The 21,328-nt window shown below is 52.8% G+C and carries 22 protein-coding genes; 13 read left to right on the top strand and 9 right to left on the bottom strand.

Going from position 1 to position 21,328, the window contains the following annotated elements:
- The first annotated feature begins 230 nt into the window (after window positions 1-230).
- The 9 genes from nfsA (at window position 231) to rlmC (ending at window position 8,229) form a co-directional block, all read left to right on the top strand.
- Entirely contained in the window at window positions 231-953 is a 723-nt protein-coding gene (nfsA, locus tag Dpoa2040_RS01155) for an oxygen-insensitive NADPH nitroreductase (protein ID WP_168639997.1), read from the top strand.
- A gap of 53 nt (window positions 954-1,006) precedes the next feature.
- Complete coding sequence (locus Dpoa2040_RS01160; RefSeq protein WP_256376371.1) at window positions 1,007-1,300, top strand: hypothetical protein; 294 nt, start codon at window positions 1,007-1,009, stop codon at window positions 1,298-1,300.
- A gap of 138 nt (window positions 1,301-1,438) precedes the next feature.
- Window positions 1,439-1,918, top strand: a complete 480-nt coding sequence (locus Dpoa2040_RS01165; RefSeq protein ID WP_042870178.1) for a YbjN domain-containing protein — start codon at window positions 1,439-1,441, stop codon at window positions 1,916-1,918.
- A 383-nt stretch (window positions 1,919-2,301) separates the two neighbouring features.
- Window positions 2,302-3,411 carry a spermidine/putrescine ABC transporter substrate-binding protein PotF gene (potF, locus tag Dpoa2040_RS01170; RefSeq protein ID WP_042870180.1) on the top strand — a complete coding sequence of 370 codons (1,110 nt, stop codon included), beginning with the start codon at window positions 2,302-2,304 and terminating at the stop codon, window positions 3,409-3,411.
- A gap of 118 nt (window positions 3,412-3,529) precedes the next feature.
- Window positions 3,530-4,657: a putrescine ABC transporter ATP-binding subunit PotG gene (potG, locus tag Dpoa2040_RS01175; protein WP_042870182.1), complete on the top strand. Its 1,128-nt coding sequence runs from the start codon at window positions 3,530-3,532 to the stop codon at window positions 4,655-4,657.
- Window positions 4,658-4,671: 14 nt separating this feature from the next.
- On the top strand, window positions 4,672-5,631 hold the full coding sequence (gene potH, locus Dpoa2040_RS01180; RefSeq protein WP_042870184.1) for a putrescine ABC transporter permease PotH: 960 nt from the start codon (window positions 4,672-4,674) through the stop codon (window positions 5,629-5,631).
- On the top strand, window positions 5,628-6,473 hold the full coding sequence (gene potI / locus Dpoa2040_RS01185; RefSeq protein ID WP_042870186.1) for a putrescine ABC transporter permease PotI: 846 nt from the start codon (window positions 5,628-5,630) through the stop codon (window positions 6,471-6,473). The genes potH and potI overlap by 4 nt, the downstream gene beginning before the upstream one ends.
- Window positions 6,474-6,597: 124 nt before the next feature.
- The gene (locus Dpoa2040_RS01190; protein ID WP_128569706.1) at window positions 6,598-7,035 is read left to right on the top strand and encodes a YbjO family protein; all 438 of its coding nucleotides are present in this window, start codon (window positions 6,598-6,600) and stop codon (window positions 7,033-7,035) included.
- Between the two features lie 36 nt (window positions 7,036-7,071).
- A complete protein-coding gene (rlmC, locus tag Dpoa2040_RS01195) occupies window positions 7,072-8,229 on the top strand; it encodes a 23S rRNA (uracil(747)-C(5))-methyltransferase RlmC (RefSeq protein WP_256376370.1) in 1,158 nt (385 codons plus the stop codon).
- A gap of 124 nt (window positions 8,230-8,353) precedes the next feature.
- On the opposite strand, the gene Dpoa2040_RS01200 is transcribed toward rlmC, so the two are convergent.
- The 5 genes from Dpoa2040_RS01200 to artP form a co-directional block, all read right to left on the bottom strand.
- Entirely contained in the window at window positions 8,354-9,103 is a 750-nt protein-coding gene (locus Dpoa2040_RS01200) for an arginine ABC transporter substrate-binding protein (protein WP_168639998.1), read from the bottom strand.
- Between the two features lie 271 nt (window positions 9,104-9,374).
- Entirely contained in the window at window positions 9,375-10,046 is a 672-nt protein-coding gene (artM, locus tag Dpoa2040_RS01205; protein WP_168639999.1) for an arginine ABC transporter permease ArtM, read from the bottom strand.
- Window positions 10,046-10,762 (bottom strand): arginine ABC transporter permease ArtQ, encoded by a 717-nt coding sequence (artQ, locus tag Dpoa2040_RS01210; protein WP_168640000.1) that lies wholly within the window; start codon window positions 10,760-10,762, stop codon window positions 10,046-10,048. Before artQ ends, artM begins: the two co-directional genes overlap by 1 nt.
- A gap of 15 nt (window positions 10,763-10,777) precedes the next feature.
- The gene (artJ, locus tag Dpoa2040_RS01215; RefSeq protein WP_168640001.1) at window positions 10,778-11,509 is read right to left on the bottom strand and encodes an arginine ABC transporter substrate-binding protein; all 732 of its coding nucleotides are present in this window, start codon (window positions 11,507-11,509) and stop codon (window positions 10,778-10,780) included.
- 17 nt (window positions 11,510-11,526) lie between these two features.
- The gene (gene artP / locus Dpoa2040_RS01220) at window positions 11,527-12,255 is read right to left on the bottom strand and encodes an arginine ABC transporter ATP-binding protein ArtP (protein WP_168640019.1); all 729 of its coding nucleotides are present in this window, start codon (window positions 12,253-12,255) and stop codon (window positions 11,527-11,529) included.
- A 351-nt stretch (window positions 12,256-12,606) separates the two neighbouring features.
- Between artP and Dpoa2040_RS01225 the strand changes: the two genes are divergently transcribed.
- Together Dpoa2040_RS01225 and Dpoa2040_RS01230 are read left to right on the top strand one after the other, a co-directional pair.
- Window positions 12,607-12,954, top strand: coding sequence for a heavy metal-binding domain-containing protein (locus Dpoa2040_RS01225; protein ID WP_168640002.1), 348 nt, complete (start codon window positions 12,607-12,609; stop codon window positions 12,952-12,954).
- Entirely contained in the window at window positions 12,951-13,856 is a 906-nt protein-coding gene (locus Dpoa2040_RS01230) for an N-acetylmuramoyl-L-alanine amidase (RefSeq protein WP_168640003.1), read from the top strand. Before Dpoa2040_RS01225 ends, Dpoa2040_RS01230 begins: the two co-directional genes overlap by 4 nt.
- A 153-nt stretch (window positions 13,857-14,009) precedes the next feature.
- Here Dpoa2040_RS01230 and Dpoa2040_RS01235 read toward each other — a convergent pair whose 3' ends face one another.
- From Dpoa2040_RS01235 to hcp, 3 genes are all read right to left on the bottom strand, one after another.
- Window positions 14,010-15,479 (bottom strand): DUF2867 domain-containing protein, encoded by a 1,470-nt coding sequence (locus Dpoa2040_RS01235; RefSeq protein WP_210423772.1) that lies wholly within the window; start codon window positions 15,477-15,479, stop codon window positions 14,010-14,012.
- 234 nt (window positions 15,480-15,713) lie between these two features.
- On the bottom strand, window positions 15,714-16,721 hold the full coding sequence (hcr, locus tag Dpoa2040_RS01240; protein ID WP_168640004.1) for an NADH oxidoreductase: 1,008 nt from the start codon (window positions 16,719-16,721) through the stop codon (window positions 15,714-15,716).
- Window positions 16,722-16,782: 61 nt separating this feature from the next.
- Window positions 16,783-18,435 (bottom strand): hydroxylamine reductase, encoded by a 1,653-nt coding sequence (gene hcp / locus Dpoa2040_RS01245; RefSeq protein WP_042870206.1) that lies wholly within the window; start codon window positions 18,433-18,435, stop codon window positions 16,783-16,785.
- A gap of 249 nt (window positions 18,436-18,684) precedes the next feature.
- Here hcp and Dpoa2040_RS01250 point away from each other — a divergent pair, with 249 nt between their 5' ends.
- Entirely contained in the window at window positions 18,685-20,346 is a 1,662-nt protein-coding gene (locus tag Dpoa2040_RS01250) for an ATP-dependent endonuclease (RefSeq protein ID WP_042870208.1), read from the top strand.
- 96 nt (window positions 20,347-20,442) lie between these two features.
- Here the strand turns inward: Dpoa2040_RS01250 and cspD are convergent, their stop codons facing one another.
- Window positions 20,443-20,664, bottom strand: coding sequence for a cold shock-like protein CspD (cspD, locus tag Dpoa2040_RS01255; RefSeq protein WP_012770072.1), 222 nt, complete (start codon window positions 20,662-20,664; stop codon window positions 20,443-20,445).
- 321 nt (window positions 20,665-20,985) lie between these two features.
- Between cspD and clpS the strand changes: the two genes are divergently transcribed.
- A complete protein-coding gene (gene clpS, locus Dpoa2040_RS01260; protein ID WP_042870210.1) occupies window positions 20,986-21,306 on the top strand; it encodes an ATP-dependent Clp protease adapter ClpS in 321 nt (106 codons plus the stop codon).
- The last annotated feature ends 22 nt before the right edge of the window (window positions 21,307-21,328 follow it).

Here is a 21,328-nt window from a genome sequence, read left to right on the forward strand (position 1 = left end):
TGACCTATACTAGCGTTGTCTCTTTAATGGCGTGCGGTGATAGCGTTTTAAGCGTCCTGACGTGTGGGGCAAATCGCACGATATAGGCAAGGGGCATAACCGTAATGGTCGTTTTATCAACAAAATAATGACCGGGCGACAGTACGGTTATCGACTTATATGCCTCGACGGAAATGAAATCTTGATCGGGGTATGTGTTATTTCAACATTGAGCATCAGGAATATTTAACGTGACGCCAACCATCTCGTTGTTACGCCAGCATCGATCCATCCGATCATTTACCGAACAATCGCTTAATGATGAGCAGCGCAATGCTATTATTGCCGCGGCGCAAAGTGCTTCAACTTCCAGTTTTCTGCAATGCAGCTCGATTATCCGTATTACTGATCGGGTGTTACGGTCGCAACTGGTGCATTTGACGGGTGAACAACCCTGGGTTGGGCAGGCGGCGGAATTTTGGGTTTTCTGTGCCGATTTTAATCGTCATCAGCAAATCTTCCCACAGGCTGAACTGGGGTTAGCGGAACAGTTACTGCTCGGTTGCGTTGATACGGCACTGATGGGGCAGAATGCGCTGGTGGCAGCCGAATCACTGGGGCTGGGTGGTGTCTTCATCGGCGGAGTACGTAATCAAATAGCCGAAGTCACTCGCGTGCTGGCGTTACCACAGCACGTTTTACCGCTATTTGGATTATGTATTGGGTATGCGGCAACGCAACCGGACCTTAAGCCGCGTTTGCCAGCGGCGTTGGTGGTGCACGAGAACCGTTATCAGCCGCTGGATAGCGCCGTGCTGGCGGAATATGACCAGCATATCGTTGAATACTATCGCCATCGTGATAGCAATCAGCGCATGGATAGCTGGAGCGATCAAATCCGGCGTACGCTGAGTAAGGAGCGCCGTCCGTTCATGCTGGACTACCTGCGGCAGCAGGGCTGGGCCACCCGATAGTACCTGAGCGCTATGAAAATCGCCATTCTGTCACAGGACGGCTCTCTCTATTCCTGCACGCGGTTATGCGAGGCGGCGATTTTCGCTCCAACCTTCATCGGGGCGGGTCAGCCAGCAGGGTGAACATCACGTCGCAGGAGCGTGCAATTGCGGTCAAGGCCGTAAAAACATTGGGACTGAATGTAGCGGGTGTTGATATACTGCGTTCGGCGCGAGGACCCTTGGTTATGGAAGTCAACGCGTCACCTGGGTTGGAGGGTATCGAAACCGCAACCGGGTTGGATATTGCAGGGATGATGATCGAGTACATTGAACAATATCATCGCACCGTATCCCGTTCGGCCTGATCAGGGTGAATGTCCAGACGCAAGCGTAACCTTATAATCCGGCGTGTAAACGCGCTGTCGTGGTCAGTCAGTGTTTACCTCTGGTTGGCATTGCGTAGGTCAGGTTTTTTTTATTTCCATGAATATGAGGCGATCAATATGGATTCAATCATCGTCCCTGATTTGAATTTGCTTCGGCGGTGGCTGGATCAACTGGGCATTATTTATTTCGAATGTGATTCCTGTCAGGCATTACATTTGCCGCATATGCAGAATTTTGACGGCGTATTCGACGCCAAGATTGACATGGCCGACAGCGTCATCTTGTTTTCTGCACTGGCTGAAGTAAAACCGACCGCGTTGATTCCGCTGGTGGGCAACCTGAGCCAGATCAACGCCAGTTCGCTGACGGCCAAGGCGTTTCTTGATATTCAGGACGACAACCTGCCTAAATTGATCGTGTGCCAGACATTCAGCGCTGGTGCCGGTATGACGCTGGAGCAGTTCCGCCATTTCATGCAACAGGCTGAGCAGCAGCTTTCTATGGTGATTCTGGAAGCCAGCGCCAACAATCTGCTGTTTTTGGGGGACGAAGAAGATAGCCCTGCTGAGCGTTTTAATACCTCAAGCCTGCACTGATTGCGTTATGGATCAATAACCGACCATCAGCTTTTCTTATTTTTTAAAACCGCATTTAATGCGGTTTTTTATTGGTTAAACCAAATGTTTTTCTGAGTTTGTCGTCTGATAACGCAGCACATAGATAAATTGTGAATAAATAATCGATAAAACCCGTTTTTTGTGTTCCGGTCTGGTACGGGCGTAACAGTGCGGTTATGCTTTATTTCTGTATGGTTCAGATAATAACGTTGTGGCGGGCGGTGCGTTAACGATGAAAAAAGCGCGTGCATAGCCATTCATTATGTTGTCATGCTGATTCCAGCGAAACAAAGAGCGGTGTTGCTTGCGGGCACCGTGCATTCACCCCCCTGTATTTACCCCTGGTATGGAGGAAGGAACGGATGTTCACCCAACGTAAAAAATGGCTTTCGGGTGTTTTAGCCGGCTTAATGGTAGCCGCGTCCGTCACCGCATCTGCGGAAGAGAAAACGCTGCATATTTATAACTGGTCTGATTACATCGCGCCGGACACACTGGAGAACTTCCAGAAAGAAAGCGGCATTAAAGTCGTGTATGACGTGTTTGACTCCAACGAGGTGTTGGAAGGCAAACTGATGGCCGGCAGTACAGGGTTTGACCTGGTGGTGCCTTCCGCCAGTTTCCTGGGGCGTCAGATCAGTGCCGGTGTCTTTCAGCCGCTGGATAAAAGCAAACTGCCAAACTACAAAAACCTTGATCCTGAGTTGATGAAACTTATCGAGGAACACGATCCGGGCCATAAATATGCCGTGCCGTATCTGTGGGCGACCACCGGTATTGGCTACAACGTGGATAAAGTGAAAGCCGTGTTGGGCAAAGATGCGCCGGTTAACAGTTGGGATCTGGTGCTGAAACCGGAAAATCTGGAAAAACTCAAGAGCTGTGGTGTCTCTTTCCTTGACGCACCGGCTGAAATTTATGCCACGGTGCTCAACTATCAGGGCAAAAACCCGAACAGCACCAACGAGGCGGATTACACCAAAGATGCGACCGATCTGCTGCTGAAATTGCGTCCGAACATCCGCTACTTCCACTCGTCTCAGTACATCAACGATCTGGCCAACGGCGATATTTGTGTGGCAATCGGTTGGGCTGGCGATGTCCTGCAAGCGGCGAACCGGGCGAAAGAAGCGAAAAACGGCGTGAACATTAGCTACAGCATTCCGAAGGAAGGCGCGCTGGCGTTTTTTGACGTATTTGCGATTCCAAAAGATGCCAAAAATCTGGATTCAGCCTATCAGTTCCTTAACTATTTGCTGAGACCGGAAGTGATTGCCAACATCAGTAACCATGTGTATTACGCCAACCCCAATAAAGAGGCGACAGCACTGGTGAAAGATGAAGTGCGCAACAATCCGAATATTTATCCGCCTGCGGATATTCGGGCCAAATTGTACACGCTCAAAGTGCAATCTCCCAAAATCGACCGCGTGATTACGCGCTCGTGGACCAAGGTAAAAAGCGGTAAATAATCGCTGGCCTTGATTCCACTTTCATGCAACAGGCGGCTCAACCCCGCCTGTTTGTGTTATTTGTGTCGCAGTCATGTGACTGCGATTTTGTTCTGCTTCTGCCGGAGAGCAATATTAAGTGAACGAAGCGATTCCCCGCCCCAAGCCCCAGAAGGCAGCCACGCCGTTGCTGGAAGTGCGCAACCTGACCAAATCCTATGATGGTCAGTTTGCGGTTGATGACGTCAGTCTGACCATCTACAAAGGTGAGATTTTCGCCCTGTTGGGCGCCTCAGGATGTGGCAAATCCACGCTGCTTCGCATGTTGGCTGGCTTTGAACAGCCTACCCAAGGGCAAATTGTGCTGGACGGGCAGGACCTGTCTCTGGTGCCGCCTTACCAACGTCCGATCAATATGATGTTTCAGTCTTACGCGTTGTTCCCGCATATGACGGTGGAGAAGAATATCGCTTTTGGCCTGAAACAGGACAAGCTGTCACGCGGCGAAATCAATGATCGCGTGGAAGAGATGCTGACGCTGGTGCATATGCAGGAATTCGCCGGACGTAAACCGCATCAGCTTTCCGGCGGTCAGCGTCAGCGCGTGGCACTGGCGCGTAGCCTGGCTAAACGTCCCAAACTGTTGTTGCTGGATGAGCCGATGGGCGCGCTGGATAAAAAATTGCGTGACCGTATGCAATTGGAAGTGGTCGATATCCTGGAGAGAGTGGGGGTGACTTGCGTGATGGTCACGCACGATCAGGAAGAAGCCATGACCATGGCAGGCCGTATCGCCATTATGAATCGCGGCAAGTTCGTGCAGATTGGCGAGCCGGAAGAGATATACGAAAACCCGAACAGCCGCTTCAGCGCCGAGTTTATTGGTTCGGTCAACATGTTCGAAGGGTTGCTGAAAGAACGCCAGGATGATGCGCTTATCGTGCAGAGTCCGGGGCTGGTGCATCCGCTGAAGGTCAATTCGGATGTGTCGGTGGTGGACGGCGTGCCGGTATATATCGCGCTGCGTCCGGAAAAAATCATGCTGTGCGAAGACGTGCCGGCAGACGGCTGTAACTTTGCTGTGGGTGAAGTGGTACACATCGCTTATCTGGGCGATCTCTCTATCTACCATGTCCGGTTGAACAGTGGGCAGACTATCAGTGCCCAGTTGCAAAACGCCGACCGATTCCGTAAAGGCTCGCCCACCTGGGGGGATGAAGTCCGCTTGTGCTGGGATGCGGACAGCTGTGTGGTGCTGACGGTGTAACGGGGGAAGACGCTATGGCGATGTTATCTGAACAACATGAACCACCGGGCCAGTCAATGAGCCCACTGCGCGCCACGTTGGCTCGGCTGCGTCTGGCGCATGGCCGCAAGCTGGTTATCGCGCTGCCCTATCTGTGGCTGCTATGCCTGTTTATGCTGCCGTTTCTGATCGTCTTCAAGATCAGTTTTGCGGAGATGGCGCGTACTGTGCCGCCTTACACCGATTTGATTGAATGGGCGGAGGATCGGCTGCAAATCAGCCTGAATATCGGTAATTACCTGCAACTGCTGTCCGACCCGCTGTACATCGACGCTTATCTGCAGTCGCTGAAAGTGGCGGCGATTTCTACCTTGTGCTGTCTGGCCGTGGGGTACCCAATGGCGTGGGCAGTAGCGCACAGCAAGCCGTCCACTCGCAACATCTTGTTGCTGCTGGTGATTCTGCCGTCATGGACCTCGTTCCTGATCCGTGTATATGCCTGGATGGGAATTCTTAAAGACAACGGCATTCTGAATAATTTCCTGATCTGGCTTGGGGTTATCGATCAGCCACTGGTGATTTTGCATACCAATCTGGCGGTGTATATCGGTGTGGTCTATTCCTATCTGCCATTTATGGTGTTGCCGATTTACACCGCGCTGACCCGCCTTGATTACTCGCTGGTTGAAGCTTCGCTGGATTTGGGCGCCAGACCGGTAAAAACCTTCTTTAGCGTGATTGTGCCGCTGACCAAAGGCGGCATTATCGCCGGGTCGATGCTGGTATTTATTCCCACCGTGGGCGAGTACGTGATTCCTGAACTGTTGGGTGGACCGGACAGCATTATGATTGGTCGCATTCTGTGGCAGGAGTTCTTCAATAACCGTGACTGGCCGGTGGCATCGGCGGTGGCGATGGTGATGCTATTCCTGCTGATCGTACCGATCATCTGGTTCCATAAACATCAGAATAAAGTTGCGGAGGATCAGGCATGAACAATTTACCGGTCGTGCGTTCGCCGTGGCGAACACTGATTCTGGTGCTGGGATACAGCTTTCTGTATGCACCGATGTTGATGCTGGTTGTCTATTCCTTCAATAGTTCCCGTCTGGTGACGGTGTGGGCGGGTTGGTCCACCCAGTGGTACGGCGCGTTGTTTGAAGATTCTGCGATGATCAGCGCGGTATTACTTAGCCTGACTATAGCGGCGGCGTCGGCCACCATGGCGGTGGTATTGGGGACGCTGGCGGCGGTAGTGATGGTGCGCTTCGGCAATTTCCGTGGTTCTAACGGGTTTGCTTTTATGCTGACCGCGCCGCTGGTCATGCCGGATGTGATCACCGGGTTGTCGCTGTTGCTGCTGTTTGTGGCGTTGGCGCAGGCTATCGGCTGGCCGGCAGAACGCGGTATGTTGACCATCTGGCTGGCGCACGTCACATTCTGTTCGGCATATGTCACCGTGGTTATCAGTGCCCGCCTGCGCGAGTTGGATCATTCGATTGAAGAAGCGGCGATGGATCTGGGGGCGACGCCGCTGAAGGTGTTTTTTATCATAACTGTGCCGATGATAGCACCAGCGCTGGTGTCCGGCTGGCTGCTGGCCTTTACCCTGTCGCTGGATGATCTGGTGATTGCCAGCTTTGTCTCCGGTCCCGGTGCCACTACGTTGCCGATGCTGGTTTTTTCCAGCGTAAGAATGGGTGTTAACCCGCAAATTAACGCGCTGGCGTCTCTGATATTGTTGGTAGTAGGCATTATCGGTTTGATTGTCTGGTGGTTTATGGCCAGGGCGGAAAAGCAACGTCAGCGTGATTTGCAAAAAGCAAGGCGTGGCTGATAGCGTTTCGGTTTCGCCCTGAACTTGCCAATTTTCGCCACGTCGCCATACTTTCTGGTGGCGTGGCGATTTCAGGGGGAACGCAATCATACTGTACGGTAAACGGGAACTGCCGCGACGTGGCATGTTTGCCCCCGTCGCTATCATGGTGGCAGGTTCAGCGATTATCGCTACCCGGTGTATGGGGATCGTCCTGACTATCAGTGAACTGGGGCTGAATGGTTTTGGTGGTTGGCTTAGCAGTAGCGCCAAACAGTGGGACAGTACGTTGGTACTACTGGCTGCGCTGTTGGTGGTGTGTCTCGAAGTTCGCTGCGGATTTGCGGTACTCAGTGGGTTGAATTGGGGGCGCTGGTGCTTCCTGCTAACCCAGTTCCTGGTGACGCTCTACATGCTGACGGCGTCGCTGATGGAGTTTTTGCCACCGATTTTTCATGTCAGCGGCGACGGTATCGGTGAGATTTTGCACCATTTGCTGATGCAGCGGTTGCCGGATTTTCTGCTGATTTTGCTGTTGTTTCTGCCCCGGCGCAGCCAGCGTTTTTTTACACGCCATCCCTAACTTTCTCGCACGGGGGTGATACAATCAGCCCCCTTGATGTTGACGACAGATTCCAGACTCTCCATGCAATGTGCCCGCTATAACGACGGCTTGTGCCGTTCCTGTCAATGGCTGGAAACCGCCTATTCGCAGCAGGTAACCGATAAGCAGCAGCATCTGCTCGGCTTGCTGGCCGCGCTTCCGGTTCAGCGCTGGCTGATGCCAGTAACCTCGGCGGAAATCGCCTTTCGCAATAAAGCTAAGATGGTCGTTAGTGGTAGTGTCGAACGCCCGCTGCTGGGGATGCTGCATCGTGATGGTGCGGCGGTGGATCTTTGTGATTGTCCGCTGTATCCCGACAGTTTTGTGCCGGTGTTTAGCGTATTGAAAACGTTCATTGCCCGCGCCGGGCTGACGCCCTATAACGTTGCCCGACGCCGGGGGGAACTGAAATATTTGCTGTTGACGCAAAGCACCCTGAGTGGTCATTTCATGCTGCGTTTTGTGCTGCGTTCCGAAACCAAGCTGTCGCAACTGCGCGCCGCGCTGCCGTGGTTACAGCAGCAGTTGCCGCAGTTGGCGGTGATATCCGCTAATATTCAGCCAGTCCATCAGGCGATACTGGAAGGGGAGCAGGAGATTCCGCTGACGCAAACGCAGGCGCTGGAAGAACGCTTTAATCAGGTGCCGCTGTACATCAGGCCGCAAAGCTTCTTCCAGACCAACCCGCAGGTAGCCGCTGCCTTGTATGACACCGCCCGGCAATGGGTATCGGCGCTGTCGGTGCGCAGTGTGTGGGATCTGTTTTGCGGCGTGGGCGGATTCGGCCTGCATTGCGCCGGGCCTGACATGCCGCTCACCGGTATTGAAATTAGCCCCGAAGCCATTGCTTGTGCACAGCGTTCGGCTGAGCAAATGGGGATGAAACACGTCAACTTTGCTGCGCTTGATTCCACCCACTTTGCCGTTGGCGAAGCACAGACGCCGGATCTGGTGATCGTCAATCCCCCCCGGCGTGGTATTGGTGCCGAATTGTGCGATTATCTAAGCCGGATGGCCCCGCCGTATCTCCTTTACTCCAGTTGCAACGCCGAAAGCATGGCGAGAGACATCACGCGTCTGTCGGCGTACCAGATTCAGCAGGTACAGTTATTCGATATGTTCCCGCATACTGCGCATTACGAGGTGCTGACGCTGCTGCAACGGCGCATTTGACGTGCTTGTTGCGGCCTCGCGCCATACTGTCCTGTAGCGGGATCAGATAGGGCACTGCGTAACCAGGTGATTCATCTGGAGCACGCTGTCGGCAACAACCGACAGCGTAAAGGCAGGGCACGGTTTATTGCTGTGGGAACCACTTGTCGTTGATGGCTTTGTAAGTGCCGTTAGCATTGATGGCGTTCAGTGCGCCGTTCAATTTTTCCAGCAGCGCCTGATTGTCTGGCCGTACTGCAATACCCAGTCCGATGCCGAAATAGGCAGGGTCGGTCACTTTCTCGCCGACGGTTGCCAGATCCGGGTTGGTTTTCAGCCATTCGTTCACCACGGCGGTATCGCCGAATACGCCGTCCAGGCGACCGTTTTTCAGGTCGATCAACGCATTCTGGTAACTGTCGTACGGGACGGTTGTGACCTCCGGGTGTTTTTCCTGCAAGAATTTCTGGTGAGTTGTGCCATTTTCCATGCCGATGCGTTTACCTTTCAGCTCGGTAAGTGTGTGATATTTGCCTTTCTGAGCAATGATGATCGCTGAGTTGGCGTAGTACGGTTGGGTAAACGCCACTTGCTTGCTGCGTTCTGGTGTGATGTCCATTCCGGAAATAATGGCGTCGTAACGGCGGAATTTCAGCGCCGGAATCAGGCTGTCAAATGCCTGATTGGTGAAGCTACAGGTTGCCTGTAATTGTTTGCACAGCGCATTGGCGAGATCGATATCAAACCCGACGATCTGGTTGCTGGCATCCAGAGATTCGAATGGCGGATAAGTGGCCGATGCGGCGAAGCGGATAGTGTCTGCCGCCATAGCGTTAAAGGTCATGGTGCTAAGGGTGGTGGTGGACAGCAGTGCGGCAAGAATCAATTTTTTCATCAAGTACTCCAGCTTAACTTATGTTTATCAACGTGATTGTCGTTGAAAAGGATAACGACAGCATGTCATTAAATGTTTTTTTATGCAAATTAAATGATTATAAATTCAATTTAAATGGTGTTTGGATAGTTTTTTTTGAGAGAGATTTTTTAATTAATTAAAAATAAAACAGATTTAAATTGATGGTTCATCTGGGAGATGAGTTTTTATGCATAAAAACGCCGGCATAAAAGCCGGCGTAATCAGCATTTAGGTCATGCTTGCTGATGATTCAGGTGTTGCGCTGTTCGAAACGTAGTGCGCGTCGTTCGACGATGCGCATCAGTAGCGTCAACAGGCCATTGACGCACAGGTAGACAATCCCTGCCGCGCCAAATACCAGCACGTCATAGGTACGACCGTACAGCAACTGACCGTAGCCCATCACTTCCATCAGCGTAATAGTGTAGGCCAGCGAAGTACCCTTAAACACCAACACCACCTCGTTGGAGTACGACGAAAGTGCACGTTTAAACGCAAACGGCAGCAGAATACGCAATGTCTGGCGCTGATTCATCCCCAACGCCGCGCAGGACTGCCATTGTCCTGCCGGAATAGCTCGCACCGCACCGTAGAACAGCTGTGTGGTATAGGCTGCGCTGTTCAGCGCCAGCGCGCTGACTGCGCACAACCACGGCTGCGATAGCAGATTCCACAACCACTCAACGTGTCGAATCGAGTCGAATTGGCCAGGACCGTAATAAATCAGGAAAATCTGCACCAGCAGCGGGGTGCCGGTAAACAAGGTGATATAGCCTTTGGCCAGAGCCGACAGCACCGGGGTTTTTAGCGTCAAAATCACCGTCAACAGCAACGACAGCAATAACGCCAGCAACAGCGCGGCCAATGTCAGCACCAGACTGGTGTGCAGCCCTTTCAGCAGTTCGGGAATATAGTCCAGCATCAGGACGGTCTCCGTTCAAAGCGTGTGGCGCGCGTTTCAATCTTTTTCAGGATCGCCTGACTTAACAGGGTAATCGCCAGATAGATAGCAGCAGCAATCATGTACCAGGTGAAGGGTTCCTGAGTACGGGTGGCTATGCTTTTGGTTTGCAACATCAGGTCATTGACGCTAATCAGCGAGACCAACGCGGTGTCTTTTAGCAACACCAGCCACTGGTTACCTAGCCCCGGCAGGGCATGACGCCACATTTGCGGCATAATCAGACGGCGAAAGATCGCGCTTTTGCTCATTCCCAGCGCCTGACCTGACTCCCACTGACCACGCGGTACCGCTTTCAGTGCGCCACGTAGCGTCTGCGATGCATAGGCGGCATACAGCAGCGACAATGCAATAACGCCACACAGAAACGGGCTGACTTCAAAATTATCGATAGCCAGTTTGACAGGCATCTGCACCAGACCGAGATTGAGTGTGAAACCGTCGGACAGCACCAGCAACAACTGGGACGAGCCAAAATAGATAAATAGCACCACCAGAATTTCCGGCAAGCCGCGCAGCAGGGTAACTATCGCGGTGCCACAAGCGCTGAGCGCTTTCCAGCGCGCGGTTTCCCACAGGGCAAACAACATTGCCAGCAGCAGGCCTAGTAGCAGAGCACAAACGGCAAGGCCGACGGTCATCCCGGCGGCGCTTGCAAGAGGTTGAAATTCAGTCATTGATTTTCTATCGGATTACTGCTGGAACCATTTCTTGTAGATGGTCTGGTAGGTGCCATCCTGCTTGATGTTGTTCAGCGCATCGTTGAATTTTTTCACCAGCTCATCATTGTTCTGGCGAACCGCAATACCCAAGCCGATGCCGAAATAGTCTTTATCGGTAACTTTATCGCCAACAGAAGCCAGATTTGCGTTCTCTTTCAGCCACTCGTTCACGACGGCAGTGTCGCCGAAGACGGCGTCCAGACGACCATTCTTCAGGTCCAGCACCGCGTTCTGGTAACTGTCATACGGCACGACGGTGATGTCTTTGTGCTTATCCAGCAGGAATTTCTGGTGCGTGGTGCCATTCTGTACCCCGACACGCTTGCCTTTCAGCGCGGCGATATCCGCCAGTTTGCCTTTCTGAGCAATGAACAGCGCTGAGTTTTCATAGTACGGCTGGGTAAAAGAGACTTGCTGCTGGCGTTCCGGGGTGATGTCCATACCGGCGATTACCGCATCGTAGCGACGGAATTTCAGGCCGGGAATCAGACTATCAAATGCCTGGTTGCTGAAGGTGCAGGTGGCCTGAATGTGTTTGCACAACGCATTAGCGAGATCAATGTCGAAGCCGACGATCTGGTTACTGGCGTCTACCGATTCAAACGGAGGGTAGGACGCCTCGGTGGCAAAGCGAATGGTTTCGGCTGCGCCAGAAGAAAAGCTTAACCCGCCGAGCAGAGCGGCAACAAACAATTTTTTCATGTTATTATCCTTATCTATCAGTGAGATAAATAGCCAGCAAATGCTGGTGTCTGTGGTTGGGAAAAGTGTGAGGCGTCGCCTTGTTCCACAATGAGGCCATTTTCCATGTACACCACGCGGCTGGCGGTTTTGCGTGCGAAATCCACTTCATGGGTGACGATGACCTGAGTGATACCGGTTTCGCTCAATTCCTTAATAATGCTAACCACCTGAGCGGTGATTTCCGGGTCGAGGGCGGCGGTCGGTTCGTCGAATAATAAGACCTGCGGTTCCATCATTAGCGCACGGGCGATGGCAACTCGTTGCTGCTGACCGCCGGAGAGGTGCAACGGGTAGCGGTCGGCAAAGTCGCTAAGCCGCAAACGATTCAGCAATTTTTCTGCGCGAGCATGTGCATCCTGACGGTTAAGTCCCAATACGCGGCAGGGTGCTTCGACCAGATTTTGCTGCACGGTGAGATGTGGCCATAAATTATACTGCTGGAACACCATGCCGACATTGCGGCGCAGGTCACGAATGGCGCTTTCGACGGGCATCTGGCTAAAATCGAAAGTATTGCCGCCGATGCTCAACGTACCGGATCGGGGCGTTTCCAGCAGGTTCAGTACCCGTAATAACGAACTTTTGCCAGCGCCGCTGGGGCCGAGCAACACCAGCGTTTCGCCAGCGGGACAATCGAGGGTGACATCGAACAGCGCCTGCTGTGCGCCATAGAAACAGTTAATGCTGTTTAGTTGAATACTCATGCGCAAGAATTGAATAGACATTGATGCCGCAAATGGTAGCCTCGGCAGAATAGTTATGCAATCACCATGGGTTAAAATTTGCAAATACACGAGTTACTGTTGATATTTTAGCACAAAATCTCGCTTTGCCGCGATGATGGCTAGATTTGTCAAGGTGATAGCCGCACAGTGGCAAACAATCTTCAGCTATAACTTTCCCCGGTTATAGCCAGATGCGTTGCAAAAATATGCGATTGGTGATGATTGTGTTGCAGAAAAATCTGTTAATGGTGGTAATTGCTATCAAAGCGTAAGCAAATCGCAGGGAAGTGCGGTAGGTTTGAACCGCTCATCTGAATGCGAGGAGACATGATGCAATTACCCACTATATCGCAATTATCCACTACATCGATGTTGGAAGGTCACGTCATTGAAACTTACTGCGGCGTGATAACAGGCAAAACGATTCCTGATGTTAATATCTTCCAGGATTTTTTTGCTGGTATCAGCAATATTGTCGGTGGTCGTTTCGGAGCCTATGAAAAGGAGCGACGCTATGCCCGACAGATAGCTTTTCGGGAAATGCAACAGCAGGATAAGGAACTGGTGGGGATGGATACAATTGTCGGCATTGATATTGACTATGAAACAGTTGGCAAAGACCGCAGCATGTTGATGGTGTCAGTCGGCGATTCCCCAGTTATGGTTCGCTTATCATGAATCGCTTGATTATCGGATTGTCATGGCGGAGCGTGACGCTAATTTTATTGATGCTGCTGGCGGGCTGTCATACTCGTGAGCGCTATATTGATGAGGGAGATTACCAACTGGATGTGTCGTCTACGGCTATTAGCCGGAGTGATCGGGTTCGCTTCCTGGTGTTTCACTATACAGCGGAAGACTTTGGCGCTTCACTGAAAATACTTACTACTGGACAGGTGAGTGCACATTATCTGGTGCCGGCTCATCCACCGCAGGTCAGTCGCAAACCCGTAGCGTGGCGGTTGGTGCCCGAATCGCAATCCGCCTGGCATGCAGGCACCAGTTACTGGCGCGGTTATACCCAGTTGAACGGCACATCCATTGGTATTGAACAGGAAAATCTTGGCTTACAACAAACCGCGTCCGGCACCGGTGTGTGGCAACCCTATACACCACAACAGATTTCGTTGGTAACCCACCTTGCTCGTGACATCATCGCCCGTCATCATATTGCACCACAGTATGTGGTGGGGCATAGCGATATCGCTCCCCAGCGCAAACTCGACCCAGGACCGTTGTTTCCCTGGCAGCAACTGGCGCAGGAGGGGATTGGTGCCTGGCCGGATGCACAGCGGGTTCGCTTCTACCTGGCAAACAGACAGGAATATGATCCGGTAGACAAAAACGCGTTGCTGGAAAAACTGGCGTGTTATGGCTATGAGGTCACTCCGGGTATGAGCGATATCCAGCAGCAACGTGTAGTGGCGGCATTTCAGATGCACTTCCGGCAACAGCGCTATGATGGTGAAGCGGATGCGGAAACCGAAGCCATTGTCGATGCGTTGTTGGAAAAATATGGCGCGATGGCATCATGCAAGGAAACGCCGGTAATGGATAACAATCATTCCACCTTTGGTTAAGACAGACACCACGTTGTAGCATCAATCAACATGACGTAGAACCGGTTCCGGCAAGTGGTACTGTGGATAAACCGGGGCGTACACGGGTGCCTGAGGCATCCGGTACGGCCCGTGGTCCACATGGCAAGCGAATGAGCCTGTTGGGATGGTTTCTTAGTCGCCATGAGTAAGGCTATCAATATCCAGTCGTTCCGCTTCCTGTGCTAATACCGCGATGCGGCGTGCCATACCTCGAAACACGAACAGATGCGCAGGCATCATCAGGAACCAGTAACCCAGCCCGTTACAGCCGGCAGGATGCCACCAGGCACGGACATCCAGTACCCGATAGGTGCCGCGATCAGCAATAGAAAAAGCTAGCCGCCCTAACCCCGGAGCTTTCATACCAAATAACAATACCAACTGCTGACATGGCTTGACCCGGATGACCTTCCAGCCGTTGACGAGGTCGCCTTCAAGCAACTCGGTTCGCTCTGGCCGACGGTAAATAACCTGATTGCCGCACCAGTCATCTATTTTGGCCCGGATTGCCCACAAGGGGTTGGCGTAAAAATAGCCGTCCTGCCCACCGATTTGCTGAACGACTTGCCACAATGCCTGACTGCTGGCTCTGGTTTTATGGCTGTAACCCGCTTGTTTAGGATAGAAAGCATAGTCAGCGCGCCAGCGCGCCTGTACATCAGGGTCATATCCCCAGTCGGGGTGCTGTGCTGCCGCTTTTTCGTCATCTAGTGTGGCTTGCACCGCCTCATCAAACCCCAGCAGCCGCTGCGGGATCAGGCGGCGTAGTTCGCTGTCGTCCATTGGCAGATCGTGACGTAGCCCTTGCACCAGCGCTTTGGCGGTAGAACTGGACACTGAGGTTACCAGATTGAGAAACCAGGCTGAGACTAATCCGGTCGGCACCGGGATTGGGAGCAGCAAGCGACGTTTGCCGGTAATGCGGATAAAACGCTCGAACAAGGTCTGGTAACTGAGGTATTCCGGCCCGGCTGCGTCAAAAATACGATGCTGCCCGGCTGGATAGTGCCTCAGTTCCGTCAGGTAGGTGAGCAGATTTTCCAGCGCGATAGGCGCGGATTTTGAACGTACCCAGCGTGGCGGCGTCAGCACCGGCAAATTGTTCACCATATCACGCATAATTTCGAACGCGGCAGAACCTGGGCCGACGATAATCCCTGCACGCAGCTCGGTGACGGGAATGCCGCTGCTGCGCAGAATATCACCGGTCAGCTTGCGTGCCTGCATGTGGGTGGATGGACGGCGTTCGGTCTGCGCTGAACCCAGATAGATAATTTGTTGGACCCGGCTGGTGCGCAGCACCTGACGCAGGTTTTGCGCCGACTGGTATTCACGTTCCAGGAAATCAGCGCCGTCGCCCATACTGTGCGCCAGATAATAGAGGGTTTCTGTCTGCCATAATCCTTCTGGCAGCGTGTGTGGTTTCATCAGGTCTACATGTTCACAGCGTACGCCAGGAAGATTCAGCGCTGCCAGCGAGTCGATACGACGCGAAGCGGCAATCATTGTTTGACCTTGCTGGCTCAGTCTTGCAATGAGGTGGCGGCCAATATAACCACTGGCGCCAATAATCAGAATCGGGGCGGGTTTGAAGGTCATCATGTATTTTGCTCCTGCCACAACAGCGCAATTGAAACTGCAGCGGTGTCCCTGTCGATATTCACACCCGCAATACATATCAATACAACATAGGCTGTGCCCCGCGATAAGCGTGACATAACCTAAATATAGCCGGAAGCGGAAGGGGGAAAAACCCCACCTTAACAGTTTGTTAATGAAAATGCGGCGGGGCTTGTGAGAATGGCGTATGCCTTATGGCAAAATGGTGTGGGAAAATCAGGCGAGTTCGACATCGCCTTGTAACTGACAACTGCACGCTAGCACATAGCCGTTTTCAATTTCTTCAGGTGTCAATGTCATTGTGCTGGTGGTGGTATAGTTGCCGCTAAGAATCCGGGTTTTGCAGCTACCACATACGCCGGCGCGACAGGCGGCATTCACCGGCAACTGATGGCTTTCCAGCGCTGCCAGCAGACTGATGCCGACCGGAACGTTCACCTGTTGCAATGAATGGCGGATAGCCATGATGAGTTGTTCGCCATCGCCATCCACCTCAGCATCAGGAGCACCGAATTGCTCTTTGAAAATCCGATCACCCGGAACGCCGGCCTGTAAACAGAAGGTTTCCACCTGTTTCATATAGGGCTGTGGACCACAGGTCATTACCGTGCGGCTGAGGATATCCGGCACCTGTTGCGATAGCACGGATTCAGTAAGTCGTCCGCTGAGAAAACCGGCTTCAGCCTGCTGTTCCGCCATCAGGGTTAAGTGCAGTTGCTGTGGATAACGCTGGCGCAGTGCTTGCCATTCCGCAGCAAAAATCACGTGTTGTGGGGAGCGAACATTGAAGATGACCTGAATATCGGTGTGCGGGCGGTTGGCCAGCAGCCAGCGCGTCATCGACATAATCGGCGTCACACCGCAGCCTGCGGCCAGCATCAGGTAGCGATCACTAACGGCGCGGGTGCAGGTAAATTCGCCTTGTGCATCAGAAACCCACAGATAGTCGCCGGGTTTTACCTGCCCAGTCAGCCAGCGCGAGCCTGTGCCGCTTTCCAACCGTCGCACGGTGAAGGTGATGAACGGGCTGAGTCCCGGTGAGGAAGAGAGGGTATAGGCACGCAGCGTTTCACTACTGTTGGCGATGCTGACCAGTGCATATTGGCCGGGCTGCCAGGGGTAAAAGTCATGACTGATCAGCGAAAGCGTCCATACATCCGGCGTTTCCTGATGGAGGGAGTGCATCTGCATACGGTTTGGGCACTGTGGGGTAGGCATGGTCATGAGTCGTCTCCATAACAGCCTTCCGCGACAGCAGCGCGGAAGGCTAAGGTCAACAAAAAAGTCAGGCAGCGAGAATGTCTTTCAGGTCCTGCTCTACGGTGGTGATGGCACGCATACCGAACTTCTCGTTCAGTATCGCCAGCAGCGACGGTGTCAGGAATCCAGGTGCGGTAGGGCCGGTGTAGATATTTTTCACACCCAGCGACAGCAGCGTCAGCAGGATGACAATCGCTTTCTGCTCGAACCATGACAGCACCAGACTCAGCGGTAGATCGTTGACGCCGCAACCCAGTTTTTCCGCCAGGTTGACCGCCAGCATGATAGCGGAGTAAGCGTCGTTACACTGACCGACATCCAGCAAGCGCGGCAAGCCTTCCAGCGTACCGAAGTCCAGCTTATTGAAGCGATATTTACCGCACGCCAGCGTCATGATCAGGCAATCTTGCGGTACGCTGCAGGCGAAATCAGTGTAGTAACTGCGTTCGGTACGACTACCGTCACAACCGCCAACCAAAAAGACATGGCGAAGTTTTTGGCTGGCGACCAGGTCAATCACGGTATCAGCGGCATTCAGCAATGTCTGACGGCCAAAACCGACGGTAATCAGATGTTCAATCTCACTGTACGGAAAGCCTGGCAGTTGCTGTGCCTGTGCGATGACAGCGCTGAAATCATCCCCTTCGAGGTGTTGAGCACCTGGCCAGCCGACGATGCTGCGGGTCCAGATTCGGTCGGTATACTGGCCTACATTCGGGTCGATGATACAGTTGGAGGTCATCAGAATCGGGCCGGGGAATTTAGCAAATTCGGTTTGCTGGTTCTGCCAGCCGCTGCCGTAGTTCCCGACCAGATGAGAGAATTTCTTCAACTCTGGGTAGCCGTGCGCTGGCAACATTTCGCCGTGAGTATAGATATTGATACCGGTGCCTTCGGTCTGCTCCAGTAGCATACGCAGGTCTTTCAGATCATGACCGGAAATCAGGATTGCCTTGCCAGCGACCGGGCGTACGTTAACCTGGGTCGGCTGTGGATGACCGTAGGCAGAGGTTTCCCCCTGATCCAGTATCGCCATCACGTTGAAATTCATCTTGCCGATAGCCATTGCGTTGCTAAGCAGCGTGTCGATATCGGTAGGTGCGGTGCCGAGCCAGGCCATCAGCGCATGGTAGTCGGCGTACAAGACGTCATCGTGCTGTCCCAGTACATGCGCGTGCTCCATATAGGCAGCGGCGCCTTTCAGACCGTACAGGCACAGCATACGCAGCCCGTGGATATCGTCGCCAATAGCGGCTTTATCCTTGTTCAGCGCAAACTCGGTAGCCTGTTGCAGTAGCGTCGGGATGTCGTCGCCCGCCAGTTGCAGTTCCGCCATCGGATGATCGACCGAGACGCCTGCGTCCAGCAACCTGCAACGGGTTGCCAACCCCTGCCGCAAACGAATCGCCTCACGGGCGTAACCGATGATACGTGGCGAATCAAAGTTTACGTTGGTCAGGGTAGAGAAGAAGGCACGGGGTGAAAAACTGTCGATCTCGTGATCGACGATGCCCAGCGCGCGGGCCTGCAACGCCCAGGCAGACAACCCCTGAAGTACGGCGACCAGCAGATCCTGCAGGTCAGACGTTTCGGCAGTTTTGCCGCACATGCCTTGCGCGTAGGCGCAACCATTGCTGGCTGGGGTTCGGATGGTCTGTTCACATTGCACACAATACATGATGGCTTCCTTTTAAAGTTGCATTTTTAATGCCTGTTTAAGAGCATAGAACGGTTGCGGATACCTAAAAAGGGTTTTTATATGCAACTTAAGCCTAATTTGATTTGGCGCAATTTTTACCTGTGGATGACAATCACTCGCATCTGTTGGCCATTTTATGCGCCGCGAGACAGAACCGAGGCATAAGGGTTGACCGTATTGCACTTTTGTCGTCATGCTCATCAGAAAATCGCAGAGCAGGGGGCACGGATGTATCTGGAAAGAGTCGAGATTGTTGGATTCCGTGGCATTAATCGACTGTCGCTGACGCTGGATGACAATAACGTGCTGATCGGCGAAAACGCCTGGGGTAAGTCGAGTTTGCTGGATGCGCTCTCGCTGTTATTGACGCCGTCGCCACCGCTTTACCATTTTGATTTGCAGGATTTTCATTTTACGCCGGGTGATGAAACCAGCCGCGAACGCCACCTTCAGGTCATCTTTACGTTTTGTGAGTCTGAACCTGGTCACCATCTGGCTCCCCGCTATCGTTCGTTATCACCGGTCTGGATTAAAGGCGAAGGGCGATTGCATCGCATTTTTTATCGGCTGGAGGGAGAAATGGATGAAAGCCAGGCGATTTTTACCTGGCGCAGTTTTCTGGATGCCAGTGGTCAGGCTCTGCCGTTAGACAATATCGATTGGCTGGCCAGCGAGGTGGTTCGCTTGCATCCGGTGCTGCGGCTGCGCGACGCTCGCTTTATCCGCCGTTTCCGCACCGGCACGCTGATGCCGCACATTGCCGATAATGACCGGTTATCACGCCAGTTTGAGACGCTGGTGCGCGAGCTGGCGCAGAATCCCAACCGGCTGACTAATCAGGAGTTGCGGCAAGGTTTGGTGGCAATGCGCCAATTGGTCGAGCACTATTTTTCCGAACAAAGTGCAGATCCAAACGACAGAAGGCATCATCGCCATGCGCGCGCCGGCAATGGCCGGGCGTGGCGCTCGCTGGATAACATCAATCGTATGATCTCCGGCTCCAACAACCGCAGTCACCGCATTATTCTGCTGGAGCTGTTTTCCACCTTGTTGCAGGCTAAAGGCTCGGCGGTGCTCGACCCGCACTCACGTCCACTGCTGTTGATTGAAGACCCGGAAACCCGGCTGCATCCGATCATGCTGTCGGTGGCATGGGGACTGCTGACGCAACTGCCGTTGCAGAAAATTACCACCACCAATTCCGGTGAGTTGCTGTCGCTGGTGCCGGTAGAACAGCTTTGCCGTCTGGTGCGCGAGTCGGCAAAAGTTGCTACTTATCGTATTGGCCGTCAAGGCATGACGCAGGAAGACAGCCGCCGTATTACTTTTCACATTCGTTTTAATCGCCCTGCGTCGCTGTTTGCGCGCTGTTGGTTGCTGGTGGAAGGTGAAACCGAAGTTTGGATGCTCAGTGAACTGGCTCGCCAGTGCGGACACCATTTTGAAGCGGAAGGAGTGAGAGTTATCGAATTTGCACAGGCGGGGTTAAAACCGCTGCTGAAATTCGCCTATCGCATGGGCATCGAATGGCATGTGCTGGTAGATGGCGATGACGCCGGGAAAAAGTATGCGGCCACGGTTCGCAGCCTGCTGCAATCGCAGGGTGAGTCTGAGCGTGACCATCTGACGATGCTGCCGGCGCTGGATATGGAGCATTTCATGTACCGTAATGGCTTTAGTCAGGTTTATCACCGGGTCGCACAATTGCCTGAGCCGGTGCCGCTGTCGGCAGCGAAGGTCATCACCAAGGCTATCCACCGAACGTCTAAGCCGGATCTGGCGATTGAGGTGGCGTTGGAGGCGGCCTCGTTGGGCGAATCGGTTATTCCGGTACTCATTCGCAGTATGTTTTCGAGGGTATTATGGCTGGCGCGTGGACGTGCTGATTAAGAATACCGGTCGCACGGTGGCGACCGGTATTAGACTTGTATTTGACCTGGTTCACAGAAATTAAAGGAGATAGACCGGAAAGCGCAAGGTGAACATTCAGGCGACCGTTTCGCCGGCGACCGGCACGATCAGACTGGCGTGATTTCCCTTTGGCCCCTGGTGCACAGTAAATTGCACCACCTGGCCTGCTTTAAGCGTCCTGTAGCCGTCCATCTGAATGGTTGAATAGTGGGCAAAAATATCTTCACCACCGCTCTCGGGACAAATAAAGCCAAAGCCTTTGGCGTTATTGAACCATTTAACAGTACCTGTCTCCATGCATCTTCATCCTTCGCTAGAGTGTCCTCTAAGGTGAGGTTATTGGGTTAAGGCGAAACCAAATTGATTAAAACGACATCAATTCAATTCTACACTCTAGTGAAATCACCCTTGTCGTCAAGCGCTCGGATTAGACACTTTGTCGCAGGTTTGTGAAAATTTGATACAGATAACGCTATCGGCACGTTTTATTGCCGTTAATATCAGGAAAGGCGTTTTCGGGACCTGCACGATTTTGACCGGGCGGTGATACAATGAAAATCAGGTACGCGGCTGTAACCACAGCCAGCGGATAAGTATCAGAACTGATTTGGGTAAAAGATGGGAACTCATAGTACCGGACCGCAGACCGACGACCTGACCAAAGAGCATATTACTGAAGCTTTGCAGCCGCCATCGATGTATAAAGTAATACTTAACAATGACGATTACACGCCGATGGAATTTGTTATTGACGTTCTGCAAAAGTTCTTTTCTTATGATATTGAACGTGCAACGCAACTGATGCTTACGGTTCACTATCAGGGCAAAGCCATCTGTGGCGTTTATAGCGCCGAAGTGGCCGAAACCAAGGTAGCTCAGGTGAACCGCTATGCCAGAGAGAATGAGCATCCATTGCTCTGTACGCTGGAAAAAGCCTGAATAAGGCAATTTATTGGGGGAG

The organism is Dickeya sp. CFBP 2040, assembly GCF_012273755.1.
Classification (GTDB): Bacteria; Pseudomonadota; Gammaproteobacteria; order Enterobacterales; family Enterobacteriaceae; genus Dickeya; species Dickeya poaceiphila.